The 21970-nt window shown below is 65.2% G+C and carries 9 protein-coding genes, 3 pseudogenes and 1 other annotated feature; of the genes and pseudogenes, 2 read left to right on the top strand and 10 right to left on the bottom strand.

Features of this window, described 5'->3' with window-relative positions; all coding sequences use genetic code 11:
* Positions 1–13: 13 nt before the first annotated feature.
* Together F5972_RS30040 and F5972_RS30035 are read right to left on the bottom strand one after the other, a co-directional pair.
* Positions 14–2086: an N-6 DNA methylase gene (locus F5972_RS30040; RefSeq protein WP_150938299.1), complete on the bottom strand. Its 2073-nt coding sequence runs from the start codon at positions 2084–2086 to the stop codon at positions 14–16.
* Positions 2083–2565: a hypothetical protein gene (locus tag F5972_RS30035; RefSeq protein ID WP_150938298.1), complete on the bottom strand. Its 483-nt coding sequence runs from the start codon at positions 2563–2565 to the stop codon at positions 2083–2085. Before F5972_RS30035 ends, F5972_RS30040 begins: the two co-directional genes overlap by 4 nt.
* A 220-nt stretch (positions 2566–2785) precedes the next feature.
* Here F5972_RS30035 and F5972_RS39510 point away from each other — a divergent pair.
* Positions 2786–3376, top strand: a pseudogene (locus F5972_RS39510) (transposase); the annotation flags it as partial.
* A gap of 38 nt (positions 3377–3414) precedes the next feature.
* Entirely contained in the window at positions 3415–3819 is a 405-nt protein-coding gene (locus F5972_RS38490) for a DDE-type integrase/transposase/recombinase (protein WP_225312026.1), read from the top strand.
* A gap of 110 nt (positions 3820–3929) precedes the next feature.
* Here the strand turns inward: F5972_RS38490 and F5972_RS30020 are convergent.
* From F5972_RS30020 to F5972_RS29990, 8 genes and pseudogenes are all read right to left on the bottom strand, one after another.
* A protein-coding gene (locus F5972_RS30020) for an IS3 family transposase (RefSeq protein WP_225312025.1) occupies positions 3930–5146 on the bottom strand; the annotation gives its coding sequence in 2 pieces (ribosomal slippage) (positions 3930–4867 and positions 4867–5146; 1218 coding nt in all).
* Positions 4755–4868: a sequence feature (AL1L pseudoknot), on the bottom strand. Its footprint overlaps the gene before it by 114 nt.
* A 186-nt stretch (positions 5147–5332) precedes the next feature.
* Positions 5333–10183, bottom strand: a complete 4851-nt coding sequence (locus tag F5972_RS30015; RefSeq protein WP_150938292.1) for a helicase HerA domain-containing protein — start codon at positions 10181–10183, stop codon at positions 5333–5335.
* Positions 10180–11820, bottom strand: a complete 1641-nt coding sequence (gene mads7 / locus F5972_RS30010) for a methylation-associated defense system protein MAD7 (RefSeq protein WP_150938290.1) — start codon at positions 11818–11820, stop codon at positions 10180–10182. Before mads7 ends, F5972_RS30015 begins: the two co-directional genes overlap by 4 nt.
* A complete protein-coding gene (locus F5972_RS30005; protein WP_150938288.1) occupies positions 11817–15620 on the bottom strand; it encodes a protein kinase domain-containing protein in 3804 nt (1267 codons plus the stop codon). Before F5972_RS30005 ends, mads7 begins: the two co-directional genes overlap by 4 nt.
* A 2-nt stretch (positions 15621–15622) precedes the next feature.
* Positions 15623–17239 carry a 3'-5' exonuclease gene (locus F5972_RS30000; protein ID WP_150938286.1) on the bottom strand — a complete coding sequence of 539 codons (1617 nt, stop codon included), beginning with the start codon at positions 17237–17239 and terminating at the stop codon, positions 15623–15625.
* Between the two features lie 274 nt (positions 17240–17513).
* A pseudogene (locus F5972_RS39505) lies at positions 17514–17874 on the bottom strand (transposase).
* A 241-nt stretch (positions 17875–18115) separates the two neighbouring features.
* Positions 18116–18586, bottom strand: a pseudogene (locus F5972_RS39500) (IS110 family transposase); the annotation flags it as partial.
* A gap of 654 nt (positions 18587–19240) precedes the next feature.
* The gene (locus F5972_RS29990; protein WP_150938284.1) at positions 19241–21970 is read right to left on the bottom strand and encodes an RNaseH domain-containing protein; all 2730 of its coding nucleotides are present in this window, start codon (positions 21968–21970) and stop codon (positions 19241–19243) included.

The raw sequence follows: 21970 nt of genomic DNA, 5'->3' as shown, positions 1-21970 counted from the left end.
TGGTCATCGGACTTTACGGGGTATCACCATCCGCGGCTACCGTCATGGTGCCGCCGAGAAGTCCGGCCAGGAGCGCGCTCCGTAGCTCATCAATGGCTACGCCTGCGCGCAGAATCTCACGCTCTTCAACTTCGAGAGCCTGCAGCAGGGCACCGATACGATTCTGCGTTTCGACTGCCAGGCGTGGGATCTGCAGGCGTCGAACATCAAGATGGGCGCGGCCGCTCCGGAGAAAGCGTGAGTTCGTTGCACTACGCAAAAAACCCGCGATGAAGTAGGAATTGAAGGAATCGGCTGCAGCGCGTAGGATCAGCACTCCTGACGCCGGCAGGAGGCCACCTTCTTCAAGGACAACCGCGACGACTCGATCCGACACCAACTCGGCAATCGCGACATCACCTGGACGAGTCAGTTCTGGAGCATCCGGCAAAGAATTAGCTTCTATAAATTCCGGCTCACCCCCCGGCCTAACCAAGTCCCGCCCCCGCAACAGTCTGAGGTCGTTACCAGTTGATTGACCTTGGGTGCGCAGAAGAGGCCGATATCCTCTGATTATTCTCAGCAGGCCCTCCTCGGCCAAGGTCCCGATCGTGACCAACGGCGGCTGTGCCACCTCTTTTTTGATCACGCTCTCGAGGTTGATACTGCCAACCTTTCTGACGCTCGCTGCAAGTCGGTGAGCGGCGTCTATAAATCGCCCGACGGCATCCACAGGGTCGCTCGCTGATTGAATGATGTGAATGGCTGGAGTGAGATCCACCGCATCGTCCATCAATTGGACGGCCGGAACGGCGCGACTGAACCCGACTTCGTCAGCGGCCGTCGAATCTCTGCGAAACTCCTCACAACGTTGAACTATTCCCTCAACCGTCGACGAATCGAGTTCACGATTTCGACCGCTATAGCTTCCATCGATGAGTAGAATTCGACTTGGTGGTAGCTCGCCGTAGTGGGGGCGATGAAGAACCCAGAGATTGATCTGAAACGACGCGTGGATTCCAGAGAACTGGCCTCTAGGCAGGCTTATGATCGCTTCCAAAGCTCCCTGACGCACCAGCTCTCTTCTGATCGAGCGGCCTGAGTGAGAGGCCGAGGCCGACCCTGGCATAAGGATGATCCCTCGGCCGCCTGGCGCGAGATGTGCGTAGGCATGCTGGAGCCAGGCAAGCTCGGGGGCAGGCCTTGGCGGACGCCCGAAGTGCCATCTCACGTCGTGAACAAGGTCATCGAATCCCCAGTCTCGGTCTCCGAATGGCGGGTTCGAAACGACTGCGTCTACCTGCTGTGCAGAGAAGCAGTCCTTGCGAAGTGAATCCCCTTGACGGATATCGGAGCTGAATCCACAGAGGGCCAGTAGCGAAGAGGAGATACTGACCATGTTAGGGTCAATTTCCTGCCCGAGTAGTCGTGGAGCTTCAGCTCCTTCCGCGGCGTAACGCTGAGCAACTGCCGCCAACAGGCTTCCGGTACCACAAGCTGGATCCAATACCCTGGTTGGGGCATCACCAATTAGCCGAACCATTAGGGCCGTCACGGCTTTCGGTGTGAAGTATTGCGCGGCAGTTCCACTCTGGGCATAGTGCGTCACAAGCTCTTCCAGAACCTTCTCCGCGCCTTTCTCGTTACTCAGCCGCAGCATCTCTTCAACGATAGGCGCCAATTGCTCGGCAGGGAGTTTGCAGATCGGATCACCGGAATCCAACAGTTTGAGCACCGCGTTCGCATCCTTGGATTTTCCACCGACCTTAGTAAAGGCCGCTAGGAACCGAGCAGCGAAAGCGAGACCGCCCTCCGCTTGCCCGATGGTGTCCAGAGCGTGCCAGAGGCGCAGCTCCGGGCGAACCACGGCACGATTTTTTGTGGTCTTTTTCTTCGCATGCCCTGCAAGCCACTGCTCGATCTCTGAAAGACGGAAGAGAGGTCCATCTTCTGCTGGCTGCGGAAAGTCCTCGTACCGCTTACGCCAGTTGGCAACCACTGAACGAGACACTCCCGCGATCCTGCTCACTTCAGCGGAAGTGACGAGTGCTTGCGAGCCCGTATCAGCGGAGGTGTTCTTGCCGTTCATCGAAGCCTTCTTACTCATGCGACCACTCCTCCATTCAATGCCGAGGCGCCGATCTCGATAGCAGCGACCCGATGACCGACAGCCATCAAGAGCTTCCTACTGAGCGCTCCCGCTCCGAAGACCACCTGAACCTCACAAGAAGCGGCAAGATAGGCGGCCGACTCAGCGAAAATCCCATCACCGGAACCGATAACAACGCGGCCGTAGCGCGCGGCAATGTGCTCTCGATCCGACAACTCCTCAAGGAGCGCCAAGTCCGCACCGTCCTTCCCGTGACGTACCACCAGCCGGCTCCCCGCCGGACGGGCCCATCCGACCCAGCGTGCAGCCATGGGGCTACAGCCAACGATCATGTGGTCGCGATCCGCCACGAGGGCTACAGCAGCGTAAGCCTGCATCGCCTGCTCTGCCTGTGCAGCCGTGGGATATGCAGCGCCTACCAGGTTCTCGATGTCGACCACGTGCAGGGCCCGAGCCTGACCGCCGTTAGCGCGCATCTTATCCGCTCCTCGTGTTGACGTAGATCAGAATTTAGACTCTTGTGAGCGCGCTGTCAACAGGCATGAGGGCAGGTTGCGCTTTCGGCGTTTCGCCCTTGTGAGCGTTCGCCACCGTCCGGCACCACACCGACGTCACCAAGAAGCCTGAGTCGCAGGCGGTCGGACTGGCGATGGCTGATGTTCACCGGCTTTCGTGGAGTCCCTTTGGTCGACTGGCATGCCTGGACCCCCGAGAGAGGTCAGCATGCCGAGGAGCTATCCCCCCGAGTTCCGTCGCAAAGTCCTGGACCTGCTGAGGGCCGGCCGGACCGTGCAGCAGGTGGCCGCCGATCTGCAGATCAGCGACCAGACCATCTACAACTGGCGCAGACAAGAGCGCATCGATGCGGGTCTGGAGCCCGGGATCACCTCCAGCGACCTGGCCGAGCTGGTGGCCGCCCGGCGTCGGATCGCCGAGCTGGAGACCGAGCTGGCGGTGACGCGGTGGGCCGGTGAGCTGCTGCGAGAGGTGGTGTCCCCAAAAAGGCGGTTTGAGGCCATCGCGGTGATGGGCGGTGAAGGGCTGCCGGTGCAGGTGTGCTGCCATGTCATGGGTGTGTCGGAGTCGGGTTACTACGCCTGGCGCTCTCGCCCGCCGTCGCCGCGATCGGTACGGCACGCCTGGCTGACCGAGGTGATCCGGGAGGCCCATGCCGCATCCCGCGGCGTCTACGGTGCCCGCCGCGTGCATGCCGAGCTCATCCTCGGCCGCGGTATCGCGGTTGGGCATGGCCAGGTGACGATGCTGATGCACCGTGCGGGCATCAAGGGGCTGCCCGGTAATCGCCGACGGCGCCCGGTCCTCAGGTGCCGACGGCGACCGACATGGTCGATCGGCTGTTCGCCCGCTCCGGTCCGGATCAGCTGTGGGTCACCGACATCACCGAGCACCCGACCCGGGAGGGCAAGGTCTACTGCTGCGTCGTGCTGGATGCCTATTCGCAGCGGGTGGTGGGCTGGTCCATCGACTCCACCCAGACCGCCACCCTGGTCACCAACGCGCTCGGCATGGCCATCCACAACCGTAACCCGCAGGCCGGAACGGTGATCCACTCCGACCACGGGGTTCAGTACAGCCGACTCCACGGAACCCGAGGCACATCACGGCCTCCACGAAACTCGGCGCGGTTCGACTTGCAGTACCTTCCGCAGCACGTCAATTTCATCGGCCGAGTCCGTCGCCACCAGGAAAGCATACTTAAGAGCCAATAGGGCGTAGCTCTCAGATATTGGGTGACCCCCGAGCGTTAGCCAGTGTCGGCAACACGTGAAACGTATTTGATGAGGGAGGCTGAACCGCGCCGGGTTTCGTGGAGGCCGGGTTAGCTGGCTGGGGTGAGGATAGCCGGGTCGGTTTGTGTTCGGTAGTGGGTCTCGAATTCGGCTGGTGGGAGGTCGTTGCAGGCGCTGTGGAGGCGCCGGTTGTTGTACCAGTCGACCCATTCCATGGTGGCGATCTCGACGTCGTCCAGGCCGTTCCAGGGGCCGCGCCGGTGGATCAGCTCGGTTTTGTACAGCCCGATGGTGCTTTCGGCCAGAGCGTTGTCGTAGCTGTCCCCACGGGAGCCGACCGAGCAGACCGCCCCGGCGCCCGCGAGACGCTCGGTGTAGCGAATCGACAGATATTGGCAGCCGCGGTCGGAGTGCACCAGCCCCTCCAGCCGCCGGCCGTCGCCGCGGCGCCAGATGGCCATCTCCAACGCGTCCAGCGCCAGGTCGGTACGCAGATGATCGGCCAGCCGCCACCCCACGATCATCCGCGAGAAGGCGTCTATGACCAGCGCCGCGTACACGAACCCTGAGGCGGTGGGGATGTAGGTCAGGTCGGCGACCCACAGCCGGTTCGGGGCGGGGGCGGTGAAGTCGCGTTTGACCAGGTCTGCGGGCCGGTCGGTGAGGGCGTCGGCGATCGTGGTCGGTCGCTTGTGGTCCCCGCGGACCGCCCCGGCCAGCCCCAGGCGCTTCATCAGCCGGGCCACGGTGCACCGGGCCACGCGGGTGCCGCGCCGGTTGAGCTCTTTCCACATCTTGCGCACGCCATACACCTCGAAGTTGTCGTTCCACACCGTGGTGATCTCGGCCATGAGCTGCTGGTCCCGCACCTGCCGGGCTGAGGGCGGGCGCACCTTGGCCGCGTAGTACGTCGATGCCGCCACCTGCAGCACCTGGCAGATCGGCTCGACGCCGAAAGCGTCGCGGTGAGCGTCGATGAAGGCGACTACCTGGGCGGCCGTGGGTCGAGTTCCGCCGCGAAAAAAGCGGCCGCGGCCTTGAGGATCTCGTTGGCGCGGCGCAGCTCGCGCACCTCGCGCTCCAGCTCGGCGATCCGCTGGGCGTCGGTGGTCGAGGTACCGGGACGCTGTCCCTCGTCGATCTCGGCCTGGCGCACCCACCCGCGCAGCGCCTCGCGGTGAACACCGAGCTGGTCGGCCACCCGGGCGATCGCGCCGGGGGCGCCGCCGGTCTGCCGGCGGACCTCAAAGACCATGCGCACCGCGCGCTCACGAAGCTCTTGGGGGTACTTCCTCGGGGCTGGCATCGTGACGTAATTCTCCCTTCCGCCAGCAGATGATGCTGGCTTCAGGGCCTCCACGAAAGTCGGAGTGGTTCAGGCTGCCATACTGCCGGAAGGCCATCGCGATGGCGTCAATCCCGTTGAAGACCCGGAGTCAGTCAGTGGTTGGGGTCAGACCCGGCCGGGGGGCGCTCACCTACACAATCACTATCAGCGGTGCATGTACACCTTGCGGGCTCGCACGTGATCCGGAGTTGACACGTACGCGCTGCCGACTCCAAGCTGCTCGATCTGCTGGCTCAGGTCCTGCCCTTCCCGACTACGCAAGAAGCCAGCTGTGGTCTTGGATTCCGGATAGTTCGTTCGGAAGATAATCTTAGTACCAGCATTACCGAGGACGTCCCGATGGAAGTCCGCCGTTCCCTGGCTGGCGACCACCACGGGGACGCCGTACTTGCGCCCTTCCTTCATCAGCTTCGGCAGGGTGACATCCTTTGCCAGCCGGTGGGCCTCGTCCAGGATGACGGCCAGCCGCAGGACGTCCGCCTGTCCCCAGCGGAACATTTCCCGGTAAATCTTCCGAAGCAGGAAGGCCCCGGCCGCGAGCTGCACGGTCTCAAGGTTGAGCCGGCTCAGGTCAACGACCGCTCCGCTGTTCCAGGATGCCTGGAAACTGTCCGATGGCTCGTCCGGGAACAAGCCGAAGTCAGTCAGGGGCCGGATGCGATCCCGGGCGTTCCGGCCACGTGCCACCTGTTCCGCTTGTTCCACTGCGGCAGCGAACTGCTGCATGCTGGGTACGCCCCCGGCGGTCTCGTAGGCACTCCGTAGTCCGTCGTAGACATGGCTGCGCTGGATCTCGCCCAGACCGCAGACATATCCGATGATCTCGGCGACCTCCCACGCGGTCTCAGTGCGCGAGCGTGTCTCCGCCGACGGAAGTTCAAAGGGGCTGAACGGCAACCCCTCCGCGGCGTCGATGACCTGGGCTCCCGGTGGAGGGGCCGCCGCCATGTCGCCGTGGAAGTCCACGATCAACGAGGGCAGCCCCTGACCGGCGAACTCGCCAATGATCCTTCGGGTGGTTACTGACTTGCCCTGGCCTGGTATGCCCAGGACGAAGGCGTGTGGGCTCCCCTTCGTGCTGATGTTCCAGATGACAGGTGCGCCCCCGGCATCTCTGCCCAGCTCTACCTCGACCGTGGAGGGCCAGGGCTTAGCGGGTTCGTCTTGCTCGGCGGTTTCGAAGATGACAGGCGCGCTGTCACCGTCGGGTGCCTGAGAGAACGCATCGCTTTCCGAATCTTCCACGGCGGCTTCCCCGGCAGCGGCCGGTGATGAGTCGGTGCTCGGGGACGACTCAGGAGGTGTTTCCGGGCTTGGCGGAGTGGCCGCACCACCTACCGTAGTGAAGCCGGCTTTGCCGAGATCACCCGCAGTCAGAACCTTGATCGACACGTCTCTGTGCTTAGCGGGGAAACCGGCGGCGCCGCCGGGGCTGATGACATACCCCGTCTTGCCTATCTCGGCGGGCTCGGCCGATTCCTCGATCCGGTCGATGTTGCGGTGTAGCTCGGTGAGCCGACCAGCTTCGATGAGACCATGGCGGGCGGACCGTTCCGCGTAGTAGTGGAGCAGCCCGGCCAGCCGAGAACGTTGCAGGGCGCCGTCCAGCCGCGGCGGGTCGACAGCGAAGAACTGGCGTTGCAGCACCCTTTCGGTGTTCTCAAGCTGGTCGACGATGTCGTCGGCCAAGGCCTCCGGCAGCTGTGCTGCACGCCGTCCCTTCACCTCGATGCACTCGATACGCAACGAACGCTGGGTGACGCTGACGAGCAGTAGGTCACATCGCCGAGCCGGTTCGTCCTCATTCCCGGACCGCACGCCGAAGATCTCCGGATGCGCGTCAATGGGCACCACGATTCGGCCGTCGAGCTGCCCGCGAAGCTCGAGATGCGCCATGACAGCGGCCAGACTGACCGCCTCGACGGACAGCGAGGTCTCCCGAAGCAGGCGTAGCACGAGCCTGCCGGAAACTAGCAGTAGTCGGCTGAGCGCATGCGACACCGACTTCTCATCTTGAGCCAGGCCGAGGGCGCACATGGCCTCACCCAGGATGCGCCGTACTTCACCGTGATGCGCGGTGGTGACGGTGAGCTTCTTGCCGAGCCCTTCGAGGAAGTCCGGCGTGTAGTCGAGAAGGTAACGGCTGTCGTCCGGTTCGTCGGTGGTCGCCTCCTCGAACAGCTCCGGGCCGATCCCCCGGTCCAGGGTGACGACCCAATCCGCGCGGTTATGGGCGGCACGGAGCCTGCGCAGATCCTGCGGATCCAGCTGGATCGCCAGCGCCGGTACGGCTGCCCTCAGGCCCAGATGGGCGGCAACGGCGGCCTGGTGGGCGCGGTGCGCCCCCACAATGTCGGCCTCCAGCCGACCGGCACCGCGCGGCTTCAGCGCCGGTGTCACGAACCACATGGCGGAGCCGTCAGGCGCGCGCTCAGAACGCAGCGGGGTGAGCAGATCCTGGAAAGTCGTGGTCCATGGTCCGGCCTCCGCTGCCGGGTCGGTGACTTGGCCACGGGCCATGTCCTGCACCAGGGCGAGGTGGTGTCCCTCGCGGTCCTCGGCCAGGCGGCCCAGATCGCGGGCGGACAAGCCCATCGAAGGTACCAGGTGCGTGGCGGTGCGCCGGATCTCTCCTGAAGCGACGGACCGCTGCAACTCACGCAGATCGGCGACCGGGTCAGTGTAGGAAAGCCGGTCGCTGTAGGCGATGAGTTCAAGGCGCTGCGGATCGTGCGGCGGCGGGCCGTCCTGTTCGGGTGCCTCATCAGGCAGAACGAGCGGTTGCAGGGCCCTGCGCAGTACCGACCCCGAACCTGGGTTGACTGCCATGATCCGCAGTGTCCCGGTGCCGGGATGAGCATCCCGGTAACTGCGGATGCGGTCACCGAGCGCCTGGGCGGAGACCGACAGATCCACGTTGTCACGGGCGATCTCGATCGCCCCGCAGATGACGTCCGAGGCGGACTGTGGTTCCCTGACATCCGGAGGCAAGTAGAGGGCCGTTCCGTGGGTCAGTTCCTCGGTGTAGACGAGCGCCTTCCCGTCACGATCCACCATGACGAACGGCATGTTGGAGGGCGACAGTCGGGACACCATCGCCTGGTCGACCCGCCCGGCCCGGTTCGACCTACGTTTCCCCTCCTGGGCGACCTCGCCAGCCCATTCGCGCAGCAACTGGTCGTGCGCCGCCGCCCAAGCCAGGCGCAGCGGGTGGGTGGGTAGCAGGACGAGCCCCCGCACCTCGTCAGTCGCGGTGCCGACCCGGACCGCCAGCGTGTCCATCGTCAGGAGCGCGATACGCGTCTGCGGTGCGGCATTGTCCAGGATTCGGCGGTAGCTCTGCACATAGCTTCGTACCTGGTCGCGAAGTTCGTCGTCCCAGCTCAGCATCTCGACCACATCTCGGGGTGTGCGTGCCTCGAGGGTGGTGAGCAGCTTCCGGCGGCGATCGGCCAGGGTCTGCGGGATTTCCAGCGGGCGCTGCTCCGCCTCGGCCGGGTCGATCGGCTCGCCGAGCGGGGAGTGGACGTCGAAGGCGAACACATCGGGGGACTTGAGCATCCGGCGCTGGAGCTCGACGATCACCCGCGAAGCCTTGATCTGAGCGCGACGGCTGCCGACCCGGAGATCGAACACCTGACGGGCAGCGTCCCATGCCGGAGTGCCCTCGGTCAGGTCTCCGCCAGTGTCGATCGCGATAGTGAGCACCGCCTCGGGGAGGGAAGCGGCACCCGCCGCGCGTAGGACGGACGGGGGCATGTGCTCGTGCAGTCTGACCTCGAACTGGTCGCTTTCGGCCGCCGCCTTCTCATCGTGCAGGTCGAGGTCGTTGCCGTCGGCGTCCTGTGCACGGACACGGATCACGAACAGCGTGCCCGTGGCGAGGTCGTCCTCTCCGAGGTCCACTCGCAGCGTCGCCCGCCGTTTGTCGCCCTTTACCTTCGTGGTGGCTACCGGCGGCGTATCAGTCGTACGGAGGTCGGACGGAGGCAGCATCTCCACCCGCCACGACGCGACCGAGGTCGTCTTGGACGGCTCGGTCGCCCACTTGACGGTCACCTGGCCGGGCTGGTCAGGTGCGACGTCGCAGTACAGCTGACCGTCATCGTCCGACAGCCGGAGCTTGCACTGAGGATCGACCTTACCGTCGTCCCGGCGGAACGGAGTTACCTTGATCTTCTCCAAGCCGGCCTGCTGGACCTCCGTAAGCGGCCAGTGTTCAAACGTCAGCCTCCCTGCATGACGTTCCTTGATCTCACGGCCCCACGTGACCGGGTTGGCCAGCATTCCGGCCGGCTGCCGTTCGAGAAACGCCAGCAGTTCCTGCCGGAACGAGCCGGCCTTCACCTCTCCCTCGGCCAGGCGGTCAACGACCCGTGCGGTCGGCCGCGTTGGCCGGGCAACTGCTGCGACCGCCTTCGCATTGCGCCGCAGCCGTGCCTGGATTCCGTCGTCCCCCAGATCGGGGACAAGCCCGACCTGCCACAGCTCACGGCCGACCGTGTGGACACTCGGGTCCGCCGCGACCGCGCCCAGGAAGCGGGCCCAAGTCTCAACCTGGCGAGTGCGCCCGAGAACCCGCTTGACCTCGTTGACCAGCGCGGCCACGGCGGTCGCCGACAGTTCCTTCTCGAGGGTCTCAGTGACCGTCGTGAGCAAGGTGATCAGCGGCAGTGGTTCGAAGGAGTTGTCCAGCGAACTGGCCGCATGGCCCGCGCCTGCCGGAACGAGCAGCAGCAGCGGACGGCCCTTGCGGTTGCGCAGTTCAATCGCCCGGTCAGCTCCGATCTCCAGTGGGTGCCGCGGCTCGAGATGCGCGAGCACGTGAACCTGGCATTCGATGCGGTGGCGTTCTACCTCGTCGGCGACGGCATGAGCGTCCACGGTGGACAAGTCGTCGACCCGGACGCAGTGTCCCGGCTGCCGCTGCGCCAGGCGGCTCCCCAGGTGGCCCGCGATGCGGTCGATCAACATCCGCGGCAGCTCTGCGTTCACTCTGTCTCCAAGGGGTTGCGAACGTACTGGGCGGAGAAGTCGTCACTCAGGCCGTCGAAGCAGCCGAGCAGCCGGAGCCGGCGTTTGAACGCTTCGAGATTCGCGGCAGCCGCGGCGCGGTTGTCCACACTGTCGAAGGCCGCCGGCGGGCGGTCGATGAGAATGCCTAACCGGTCGCGTAAAACCTTCAGCAGTTCCACGATGGGCATCCTGCCGCGAAGGCGGACCTCGGGACCCTGGGCTGTGGTGAAAGAGACTAGGAGAAGGGCGTACATCAGGTCGTCCGACGGCGCGTACCGCCACGATCGGCGGGAGTTCGGCGAACCGGTGATCAGCCCGTACGGCTTCTTGATCCCGCCAGTGGACGAGAACCACCCGACCTGGTTCTTCAAGGCTGTGCGAGACAATCCTTCGACCAACAGAGTGGTGAGCTGCTCGATGGAAAGCGCTTCGGAGTCCCTCACCGAGGCGATGAACTCCAGGTCCTCATCGGTGCCGTTCTCCTCCGTCTCCGTCTCGATCTCTTGAATCCTGATGTCCGCGTAGGTGTTGATCCGCATGTCCTCCCGCAGGCCGACCATGGCCACCAGGCTGTCCGGCATCGGTAGGTTTCTGATCTCTTCGCCGCGCTTCCGAAGGGTCGCCAAGGCCGCTTCGCGCAAAGAACGCAGCAAGAGGCGGTCGGGCATGAAGCCGCTCATAATCTCCAGGTCCCGCAGCACGCACTGACGGGCCAGCTCGTCCGATGCCGACCCGCGTACCCGAGTGAAGTCGCAGTACAGTTCCAGAGGGTTGGCGACATCGGCGTCATCCCTCATGTCCTCGGATCGCTCTCCGGTGTTGAGGACATGCCGCGTTGCCCGGGCGACGCGCAGCGGCAACTGAAACAGCCGCAGCGAGATCAGCGCCGCGAACCGGTCGACGAAGGCCGACGGAGTCAGTCGGCCCCCATAGGCGACGAGGTAGTCCAGCAGGTCGCGGGCCAGCCCACGGGTGGCTCCGGGTACGACGCTGCTGCGGAATCCAGAAGTGGCCTCCCGCGCGCCGAGCGGAGTGAACTCCTCTAGGAAGTACAGCGACAGCAGGGCGTTGATGTCGATGTCGGTCCGGCCGTCGTACTGCGGTACCCATTGGCCGTCGATGCCGATCTCTACTCCAGCTCCGATCGCCTTCTCCAGTGCGTATCGGAGGTTCTTCTCCGGAGCTTCGACGCCGAACAGCTTCATCCGCTCGATGAGCAAGTGGTAGATCAAAGTGTGCGCATGGCGATGGCGGCGTGTTTTGGGGAGGCCCGCACGGTAGCTGGCGATGGTCAGCGGCTGGATGTAGTCCATCTGCGTGCCCGACCGAGCCCGCCCCTTGGCACCGATCCGCACGATGGACGATCGCAGCCATCCGTCAAGCACCTTCATGCCATGCTCGTCGTCAAACCCCTCCAGGCGTTCGTTGGCCGCGAGCGCACCGAGGTAGCGGCCGTAGTCGTCGGCGTCCTTCGGCGCCGACGACATCCGGCCCTGTTTAACCACCAGCTCCCACAGGTGTGGTAGCAGGCGATCCACGTCGATGTCGTTGAGCTCCACCAGCGTCAGCTCGGTGAATTCAAGACTGCGCAGCTGTTTTGGGATGACGATGGTCATGCTCGCTCCAAGACGATGCGCCGGTCGACGGTCATCGCACGCCGTGCCGTCCCTGCGGGGTTGACTATGCTGACGGCATTGGCCGGGCTCCGCCGCAGCGCGGCGGCGAACGTCTCGACCTCCTGACGGACGGAGTCGGCGGCACTGTCCCCGATCAGCTCCCCGTCAGCCGCCCGTATCACCAGCTCGAAGGTGTCCAAGGTGAGGGTGAGGGAGTGCCTGCTGACGTGATCGAGCCGGAGCGCATCCGGACGCCACTCGACGTATTGAGAAGGGTGCTCCACCCGTTTGAGGGAGAACTCCGTGGCCGGGATCTCCTTGAGCACCGCCCACGTACCGCCAGCTCCCTGGTCGGCAACGGCCAGGTCACCACCCCGGTAACCTGGCGCGCCCAGCAGTCTGCTCAGTCCTAGCAGGACCCGGCCACGGATCTCCTCAGGCCGTTTACCGGAACCGAGCAAAGCCTCCTCGAACTCGCCGAGATGCCTATAGACCCGGACGGTCTCGCGTCCCAAGCCACCAGAGTTCCAGAGCCCGAAGAAGAGCCGCCGCTGGACTCGCTCACGGTCCCGATCACCGAAGGCCGTCGGGTCGGCCACCACCGACCGGTCGGCGCGGGCGGCCCGCTCCACATCCGGTGCCGCGGTGTTCGCTGGGTCGAGGTCGGCCCACTCCCGCACCAAGTAGTCGGCCGAGCGGGGGTCGAAGGCCAGGTCCTCGACAAGGGCGTCACCGGCCCGGCGCAGGTCCATGCCCCGTTCGCGGGCCTGATGCACGCCGTCGCAGGACCGGTCGCCCGTGATCAGCCAGGCCAGAGCCGAGCGCACGTCCCGGAACGTGGCGCGGCGCTGGCGCCGCAAATGCGAAGTGGCGACGAGCTCCTCGACGGCCTCCCGCGCCGGGCCGCGCAGCTCCGCGGCGTTCCGCACCATGGGGCAGATGTCCCGGGACAGGCAACTCTCACACCGCTGCCACTGCTCCGGCTTGGTGAAGCTGTCCAGGATGCGACCAGCAAGGCTGGGGGTATCGCCGGGCCTGCGTGCCAGGGTGCGCCGCTTCAGGTCTACCAGCGCGACCGTCTCATCGCCGGCTGGCTTCCCCGACATCTGGCCGAGAACCTCACGAGCATCGTCCTCGTACAGGTCCTCATAGTCGGTGAAGAACTGCAGCAGCCGCCCATCGTTGATCGCGAGCAGGACGGTGCGCCGCTGCGGGTCCTCTGCCAGAGCCGGGTCCAGCGCCTCGCGCATCAGATCATCGGAGGACTTTCCATCGTGCGACTCACTGGCGTCGTAGACGGCCACGAACGTGTGACCATTCAGGTTCATCCGCCATCCGGCAGCGTTCTCACTGGTGATCCGTGCACCATCCTGGTGGAGTCTTTCGCTGATCTTCACCAGGAACGACGTCTTGCCGTCACCGGGGTTGCCCGTTAGCAGCACCAGGCGCAGCTCACCCCGGGCGATCGCGGGCAGCAGCTCGGTGTCCAACAGGGTCGGCACGTAGGTCCGGTGCGCGAACTCGTCGTCCAGGCCTCGATTACCGCTGTTGCCCACGCTGCTGGCCCGGTAGAGGCCGCGCAGGTTGTCCACCACCGGGTTGACCAGACGCTCACCCTTCGGCGCAACAATCTCGTCGAGCAGCCGCAGCTCGACCGCCAGCTCTTCCGCGGACGCAGGACGCATGGCGGGGTCGGCGTGGACTGCGGTGAAGAGTACGTTCAGCATCGCCTCGCCGAGCGGCCCCCAAGCCTGGCGTTCGTCGTCGGTAGGCGGGAGCAGCCGTTCCCGGTCGTCGTCGCCGCGAGCAGGGTCCCCGGCGTAGGGGAGGCGCCCCAGCATCGTGTAGATCATCGTGACCGCGAACCCGTAGATGTCACTCTGTGCGGTAGCGCCTTGGGCAGCGCGCAGTTCTGGGGCCATGAACGGCGGTGTGCCGACCACGGTGGTCGCCCGAGGGCGGCCCGCGACTCCGAAGTCGATGAGCTTGGCGCGAGCCTCCGGAGTTATGATCACATTGGTCGGAGTGACATCACGATGCACGAGGTTGCGGTCGTGCAGGTGAGCGAGGGCGGACAGAACGTCCAAGGCGATCGTCCGGTACCGCTCCGAGTTCGGCGAGGAAGCGGCGGCGAAGTCCCTCAGATTATCGCCAGGGATGTACTCCAGTACCAGGTAGCCCGGCTTGTCGCGGCTGATGTCGTATACACGAGCACAGTGGTCATGCCGGATGCGATCCGCGGCCTTGTACTCCTGCTGAGCATGAGAGGCGGCGGCGTCGTCATGGAACTGCTTGATGACCCGGTCGGCCTCGGCGGAGGTGTCCCATGCCCGCCAAGTGTGCGCGAAGCCGCCCTGCCCCAGGCTTTCTTTGATTTGGTACCGGTCGGCGACGACGCCGCCGACCCGGAACTCTTCCGCGGCGTCGGTTTCCCCCACCGTAACGCGCTCCTTGTTCATCGCCTCGACGATCTGCCCAATCCGCGTGACCGCCGTGGCGGCGTCCGGACGTTCGCGGGGGTCGTCAGCAAGGCAGTCCGCTAGGACGGGACCGACGACGAGAGTTCGTGCGATGGCCCCCCGCACCGCCTCTACCTGGGGTTCAGCGGCCAGGTCACCCAGCACCCAGCCACTGAGCGCGAGCGCTAGGGAGTAGACGTCCGAGGCCGGTGTCGCGTTCGCGATGCTGGCGCGGCACTCCGGCGCGCGATACGGCACGCCGGGATCGGCATCGGCACTCATCTGGGGAGCGATGGTGTGTTCCCCCTCCACTCGGGCCAGGTAGAAGTCGCTGAACTTCACTCGCAGACCGCGGCCGAGGAAGATGCGGCGAGGGTAGAGCCCGCGGTGCACAAGCCCCGCTTCGTGTACTTCGGACAGGCCTCGGAGGGCGTCGGTCACCACGTCGATCGCCACCTGCTGCGGCAGCCGACCGTCCTCCCTGACCGGGTCATCGATCCGCAGCGAGGTGGCCAGGCTCTTGCCGCGAGCCGGGACGACGGGCACGACGATCCACTGCCGCGCCTCGTACTCGAAGCTGGGGTGGATCTGCCAGGCGCGGTCGCGTTCCTCCAGCCGGTCGAGTGCGAGCCGCTCTCGCTCCATGATCCCCTGCGATGATGCATCGGGCCCCCACCCGTGCATCGGGTAGCACCGGAGGATCACCGTGCGATCGCCGTCCTTGGCGTGGAAGCAGCGGGCCGTTTCGATGGGCTCGATCTCACCCATCACCTGGTACGGCCCGATGCGCTCAGGCTTCGGCTCACGTCCAGGCAGACCGAGGAGGAAGGCGATTGTCTCGTCCCGCGCCGCCTGCAGCCCGGTTCCGCACGCATTGTCCTGGTCCCGCAGCCACGACGCAGCGTCGGCGAGCCTGACGACGGCGTCCCCGTCGGCGTAGGTCGGGCCGACCACCAGCTCGACGGTGTCGTGCGACAGGACGATGCCAGCGATGACAGGACGGCCGCGGACCTTCGATCCGTAGCCAGGCACCCGGGAGCGGAGCTGACCTGCGAGTACTCGTGCCAGGTGATTGGTCCGATCCAGCGGATTCCGACGTTCCTCCCCCTTGACCCGCCAAAACTGATCTCCGAGTTCGATGCGCGGCCCCCATGCCTTCTCGTCCAGGACGAAGATTGCGTGGTCTCCGACCACCACGAGATCGAGGTCGTCGCGGCGGGGACCGCTCAGCTTGCGACCGGCGATCACATGCCAGGAGCCGGGGAGGTCACGGGCAAGACTTTCGGCGGTTTTGCGCTCACCGGGGCCCTGGTACTCCCCCATCACTGTCAATTCAGCCACGCTCACACCTCATAGTCATCGGGCCAAGTCGATGAATGGACTCCTGCACATCTATGGAGTCGCCCGAGATGCGGGCTATCCCGGGTGTAGGTCACGAGGAGCTGGTCACGAGCCCGGGTCATCCCGACAAAGCCGACCTTGCCGCGCTGGGCCGCCTGCCGATCGCGTTCAGGGTCGTCGCCGGAAGGGCTGGGCAGGGTCTCCAGACCGAACAATATGACTACGTCGAACTCGTGGCCTTTGGCCGAGTGCACCGTCATGATCTTCACACTCGGAGTGCACGGGTCGAAGGTTGCGGCATTGCTGCGGGTGACGACGAGATAAGGCACCTCGGCCCCGTCGAGGGCTGCCCGCAGGCGTCCGAGCGATCCTCGCCACTGGGTGATGAGGACGGCGATGTCCTGCGGTTCCCGCTCCCCATGGTCGAGCATGCGACGAATCTCCCACGCCACGGCGGTGGCCTGCTCGTTCCAGCTTTCCGCCCAGATCAGTTCGACCGGCTCACCGTCCAGAACCGCGTCGTCTGCCGCCGGCTTGGCATCCGGTTGTGTGGTGGACGCCGCCTGAAGGATCTGCCGGGTGCTGCGATAGGGACGTTCAAGCCGTAGTTGCGTTACCCGCCGACCGGTGAGCGCCGGAGGGCGGTCCGCGTCTCGGTAGAGGGCCTGTCTCTGGTCACCCGCAAGAACAGCACCGCCGCGGCCTGGTCTCACGGTCGCCAGCGCGAACCTGATCCAAGCTTCGTGGAAGTCCTGGGACTCGTCGATGAGCAGGGCGTCCACGGTGTGGGCGATGCCTTTCGCCAGGGCCGCGGACACATCTTTCTCAGCCTGCTCCGGGTCGTTGAAGGCGATCCGATGACTCATGGCATAGGAGAACTTCCCGAACGTCGTAACCTCGACATTCGGGTGGTCCTCGACGAGGCGGCGCAGGTACGGCACCAGCGCGTTGTTGTAGCACAAGAGCACGATGCGCCAGCCAGGATGCTGGGCAGCCAAGTGCCGTGCCCGCCCGGCCAGCACTAGCGTCTTGCCGCTACCCGGCGGACCGGAGAGCAGGAGCACGTCGTCCACCGGGATCGTGGCGGCAGCGGCCTGCTGGGCGTCCAGCTCGATCCGCCGCCGATGCCGCTCCCCCCGTCCTGGATCGAATGCACCCCGGCGGGAGCGAGCGTTGAAGGTCAGGGTGGGTGCCAGTGCGGAACGCAGCGACGTCAGATCGTCCGATTCGAGTGGACGCGGTTCCAGCCGGGCCAGCCATTCTCCATCTTCTACGTCCGCGAGACCGAGCGCACGTAGCGGCCCGCCCGGCGACGGCGCCGCGAGCGGTTCGGAACAGGCGCCGAAGAGGACAAGGCGGTGTGGCCGGCAACGCTCCAGGATCGGCACTTCCAGTCGCAGATCCGAGATCTTTCGGTTCAGCCGGGAGAACGGCTCACGCGCCGCCGGATCGTGCCCGGACAGGTCAATGTCGATGGCCACCAGCCCATAGGTGCGATCGACCACGATGAGGTCGGGCCGGTCATCGCCGTCGGTGCACAGCACCAACGCGTCTGGGGCGAGATTCTGCGTCAACCGGCGCAGCATCGTCTCCCGCAGCGGCTCCGTCGCCGCTTTCATGCGCAACTCCCCACACAGGACGGCCACACCCGCCTAGACCGCCGGACAGATACCGCGTATTCCATGGACGTGACAAGACATATACGACCAGTGACCGCCTTGTACAAGGATTCCAAATTTTGGGCTGCCGATTGCGAGCCAGCCTCGTCCAGTGCAGGGACATGCGCGGAATGATCTTCCATCTGGGTGCGAGTAGCACAAAGTATTTGGGCAGATCAAAGCACGCACGTGAGCAGTGCCGCCGCAGTGTCTCGTACCGATGCTCCTATGTTTGTCAAGCGGCGACGCGAAGATCGTTGTTCGTGGCGTTTGGGCTGGTGAGGACTTTGAAGAGCTCTCGGGCGACGTAGCGTTTGAGGCAGCGGATGATCTCTCTCTTGGACTTGCCCTCTGCCGTGCGGCGGACCACGTAGGCGCGGGTGCGGGGACACCAGGCCATGCGGGCGAGCACGATGAGGTAGAGGGCACGGTTGGCCTGGCGGTCTCCTCCGCGCGAGAGCCGATGCCGGGTGGTCTTGCCGCTGGAGGCGGACGCCGCACAGGGCGGCGAAGGCCGCTGAGGAGGTGAGCCGGTCGGGGTTGTCGCCGCAGGTGATCAGCAGCTGGGCGGCGGTCTCGGGCCCGACTCCGTGCACGGCTAAAAGCTCCGGGCGGGCCTGGGCGACCAGGGCCGCCAGGTGGGCATCGAGATCTTCGATCTCGGGCGGTCGGGGCCTGGTAGCGGCGGGCCAGGCCGCGCAGGGCAAGCTTGGTGCCCTGGAGGGGGTCGGCGAGGTCTGCGGCCGGGCGCAGCCGCGCGCAGGCGGCGGCCAGCGCTTGGGCGGACGTGCCGGCCATCCGCTCGCGCAGATCGGCGGGCGCGGTGACCAGCAGGCTGCGCAGCTCGTTAATGCAGGGTGTGCGGGCCTTGATCGCGCCCGAGCGGGCCAGGTGCACGGCCCGGATCGACTCGGCGATCCCGTCACCGCCCTTGGGCAGCGCGCGGGCTCGGCCCGCCAGCACGGCGTCGGCTGCGGCGTAGGCGTCCAGCGGGTCGGACTTGCCCAGGTTGCGGCGCTGACGCCGGTCGGGCCGGTTCACCTCGACCACGTGCACGCCCTGGCCGCGCAGATACCGGGTTAGGCCGGCACCGTAGGACCCAGCGCCCTCAACCCCGACGGCGTACAGCCGCCCATACGAGCGCATCCACACCAACAACTGTGCGTATCCGTCGGCGGTGGCGGGAAACCGGGCGTCGGCGATCCGGCCACCGTTCATCAACTCCACCGCGGCGTGGTGGGTGTCGGCGTGGGTGTCGACTCCGCCCACGATCCGCCGCTTCTTCGGCTTCTTGCCGCCTCGTGCCATCCTGGACCTGCCACCTTCGTCTGAGGGAACGATTGAGGTGGCACGCGCCGGGCCCGTGAGCGGACAGACCAGTGACGGGACCTATTGCCAGGCTCCTGACGAAGTCCAGGACTACAGCGTCCTTCGGAGTTGCCGACCGGAGCCAGCGCATAAGGACGTTTACGTCCTTTTGGTTGGGAAAGCGTTTATCTCCAAGGATTTTTTCAAGGTGCTCGCTGCTGACCGGCCCTGGAAAGCTTTATGCAGGTTTGGTCATCGCCGGAGAACGGCAGGAATGCGGGGGCGGACCGGGTCATCGGTTTCTCCGTCGGGTACGCGCCCGGCGCCGGCGTGCGTATTCGCAGCCGTTGATCCGTAGCGGCTGGGAGTTCCCGCCCGGGTTGCATGCGCGGCAGCGGCGCCCGGTGCCGGGCGTGCTGATCGCCGTAGTCCTCCTCGAGCCGCTCGCGGGTGGTCTCCTAGGAGATGGTGAACCCCGGCAGCTTTCCTCTCACCCGTTGGATGGTGCCGCCGCCAACTTCAAGATCTCATTCCCCCGCAGCTCACGGACCTGCCGCTCCAGCTCGGCGATCGGCTGCACGTCATAAGTCGAAGTTCCGGGTCGCTGCCCGCATGACAACTCTGGCCTTTCAAGATCTATATCCCATGTCGCTCCTACTGTCCATCTTCCACAGGCGACGAGATATCCGCTTCGATTTCTTCGACATCCTCGATGAGATCGAGAGGCATGATGTATTGAGCAATCTGCTTGGCTACGGCGAGTGGCCAAGGCAGCGAGATGGAGTACTCGTAGTGCGGTGTGGCCCAACGGAGGTCGTGGACGAGCGTGGCCCATTCTTCCGGATCATCGTTGGGTTGGATCGCCGCAACGGTGAGTTCGAGAGCACGAGCGTTCCACACCATCGACTTGGTCGACGGGTTGACGAGCTGCCCTTTCCTCCACCGCGGGACGACTTTTGATGCGCTCTTGACGGCGCTGCTGGCACTCCGGGGCTTTTCGCCGGTGCTGAAGAAGATACGGTTTTCATCGGGCCAGCAGCCCGGCGCGTGCCCTTCTTCTTTGCTGTTGACGGCCCAGGTATCGGGCACCTCGTCGCGTTCGGTCGTGCGTAGGCGAACGTGACGCAGCCCTGGGTAGCGGGTGATGTCCTGGGGTTGTTGGCCGAACTTGATGGTGTCTATGGCCATGTCGGGGTTGTTGAGGTGTGGCCAGCCCCACCTGAGGTTCTGGGCGCTGGTGAGCAACAGCAGAGACGGGTACTGGCGGGCGACGCCGCGGAGGACTTGCTCGAAGAAGCGGGTGATCTCTTCGGGTGTGCGCTTCTGGTCGGTGAGCATATGGTGCCGGCTGATCTCGTGCTGGGCCCGGTGCAGGGGTGTCCATCGGACGTTGGGGGCGCAAGCCTGGATGTGGCGTCCGGTGGGGTCAATGAGGACGGCGACCGGAACTTGACGGGTGATGCCTTCCCAGCGGCTGCGCTGGTTTTGGCGGATTAGCCAGAAGGCCAAGTAAGCCGGTTCTTCCCGGATGGTGGCCCCGCCCAGTTGGACGGGAAGGTCGGCGGTGCGGACTCCCAGTTGACGCAGGAGGTCGTACCAACTGAATCGCATCTTCTCCAGGCTGGAGTCCGAAGTGGGTGCTTCTTCGTCACCTTCGAATGTTGTCGATTCAGGAGCTTCGGTGACGCACTGGGCCAGTCGACCGGTTCGGGACAAGCCGGCCTTGATGGCGAACTTGGGGTCGGAGGTCCGTTGTTTGCCGGCGTAGGACTTTCGACCCTTAATTTCGACCAGGGAGATTGTGGGCACTCCGGCGTCGCCGAGTTCTTCGCCGATCTTATCGATGCGGTTGTGGACAGCGGCCTGGAAACGATCTTTGTCGGTGATCGCGGTGTCGCCGGCCAGTCCGCCACCCCAGGCGCCGACGGGGCGCACGGTGATGAGGACTGTGAGTTCCTCGGTGGTGACGGTCGCGGGTTTGCCAGTGAGGCGATCGGTATCCTCGGGCACTTCGATGCCGAGGAGTTTGGCCAAGGTGACGCGGGCGTAGTTCTTGGTGTGTGTGGTGTCGTAGAAGATGTCGACGCCCAGGGTGTCGCCGACGGTGTCTGCGATGGACCGCCGCAGTTGCGCGGCTTCCGACGCGGCGAACTTGCTCTCCTTGAGCTTCTTGAGGTCCAGCACCGTCTTGGTCCCTTTGCGCAGGGGTTCAAAGAGGACCATTCGGTCGGTGAGGGTGTTGGCGACCCAGTCGACGATGGGGACTTTGTCCGCGAGCGACGTTCCCGGAGCGACGGGGTGGTCGAAGGGGTACATGCCATTGCTGTAGACGAGCGCCGCGGCATTGGGTGCCGCGAGGTACTTGGCGGGCGTCTTCTTGAGCACCTCGGGATCGGGCAGCTTACCGTCGACCGTGAGTCCGAGTTCCCGAAGGATCTTTCCGATCTTGCCGCCAGCCCAGCGAGCCGAGTACTCGAAGCCATCATTGGTGTCGGGTGCTTCCTTCTTCCAGGATTCGATGGATGCGACGAGGAAGCTGCGGGATCGGTTCAGCCCTGGCAGCCACGGCAGGGAGGGCAGCATGTAGACGCTATGCCCATGACTGAAGCTCAGTTTGGCTTCCTTGTGAGCCCACCTGCGTGTTCCCACCGAGAGGTGGACCAAGGGCTGCGAGCCGAACGCCCGGCTCTGAGCCGTGATGTTGATCATGTACGACAGTGGCCGCTGGGGCATGCGGTGTGGGGGCCAGTTCATGACGCATGCGCCCTCTTCGGAGGGGGTGCGGTGGAACCGTGAGATCACCTGCTCGACTTCGGTGGACTCGTCGCCGGGATCCGCATCGGGGTTCTTCGGCATCAGGTGGACGTGCTGGAGGTCCGGTGCGCTCAGCTCGGCGGCGATGACGTGGGGCAGAAGACGGTAGAGCTCGTCGGAGCGGATTCGGTCGTCGGTGTCGGATGTCAAGGCGGTGAAGTCGACGTCCAGCGGGGTCCAGGCCAGGTCGGAATGGTGCAGCTTGCCCAGTATCGCGTCAACCTTGCGCGGGTCGCTTGCGGTGGCTCGGACCCAGGTGGCGATGATGAGGAACAGCGACTCGGTGTCCACCTCGACATCGCTGTAGATCCACGGTGCGTTCTCGCCGATCGTCGCGCGGGTGGCGACCGTGATGACGTCGGGTACGAGAGCGGCGATGACGTCGTTGAGCAGCGCAATCGGGATGGAGCGGATCTCCTCGCCGTTGCGGCGTGGTTTGGCCAGGGTGGTCAGCGGCTTCTTCCATGCCTCGGGGAAGCGCAGCAGGTACAGGCGGCGTTCCCAGGGGACGTCGGTCCGCAGCCGGAACGCGGCGAGTTGGAGCTGTTCGTACTTGGGCTTGGGTGGCAT

Source organism: Microbispora cellulosiformans (genome assembly GCF_008728085.1).
Classification (GTDB): Bacteria; Actinomycetota; Actinomycetes; order Streptosporangiales; family Streptosporangiaceae; genus Microbispora; species Microbispora amethystogenes.
This window is presented reverse-complemented; position numbering and strand designations above follow the sequence as displayed.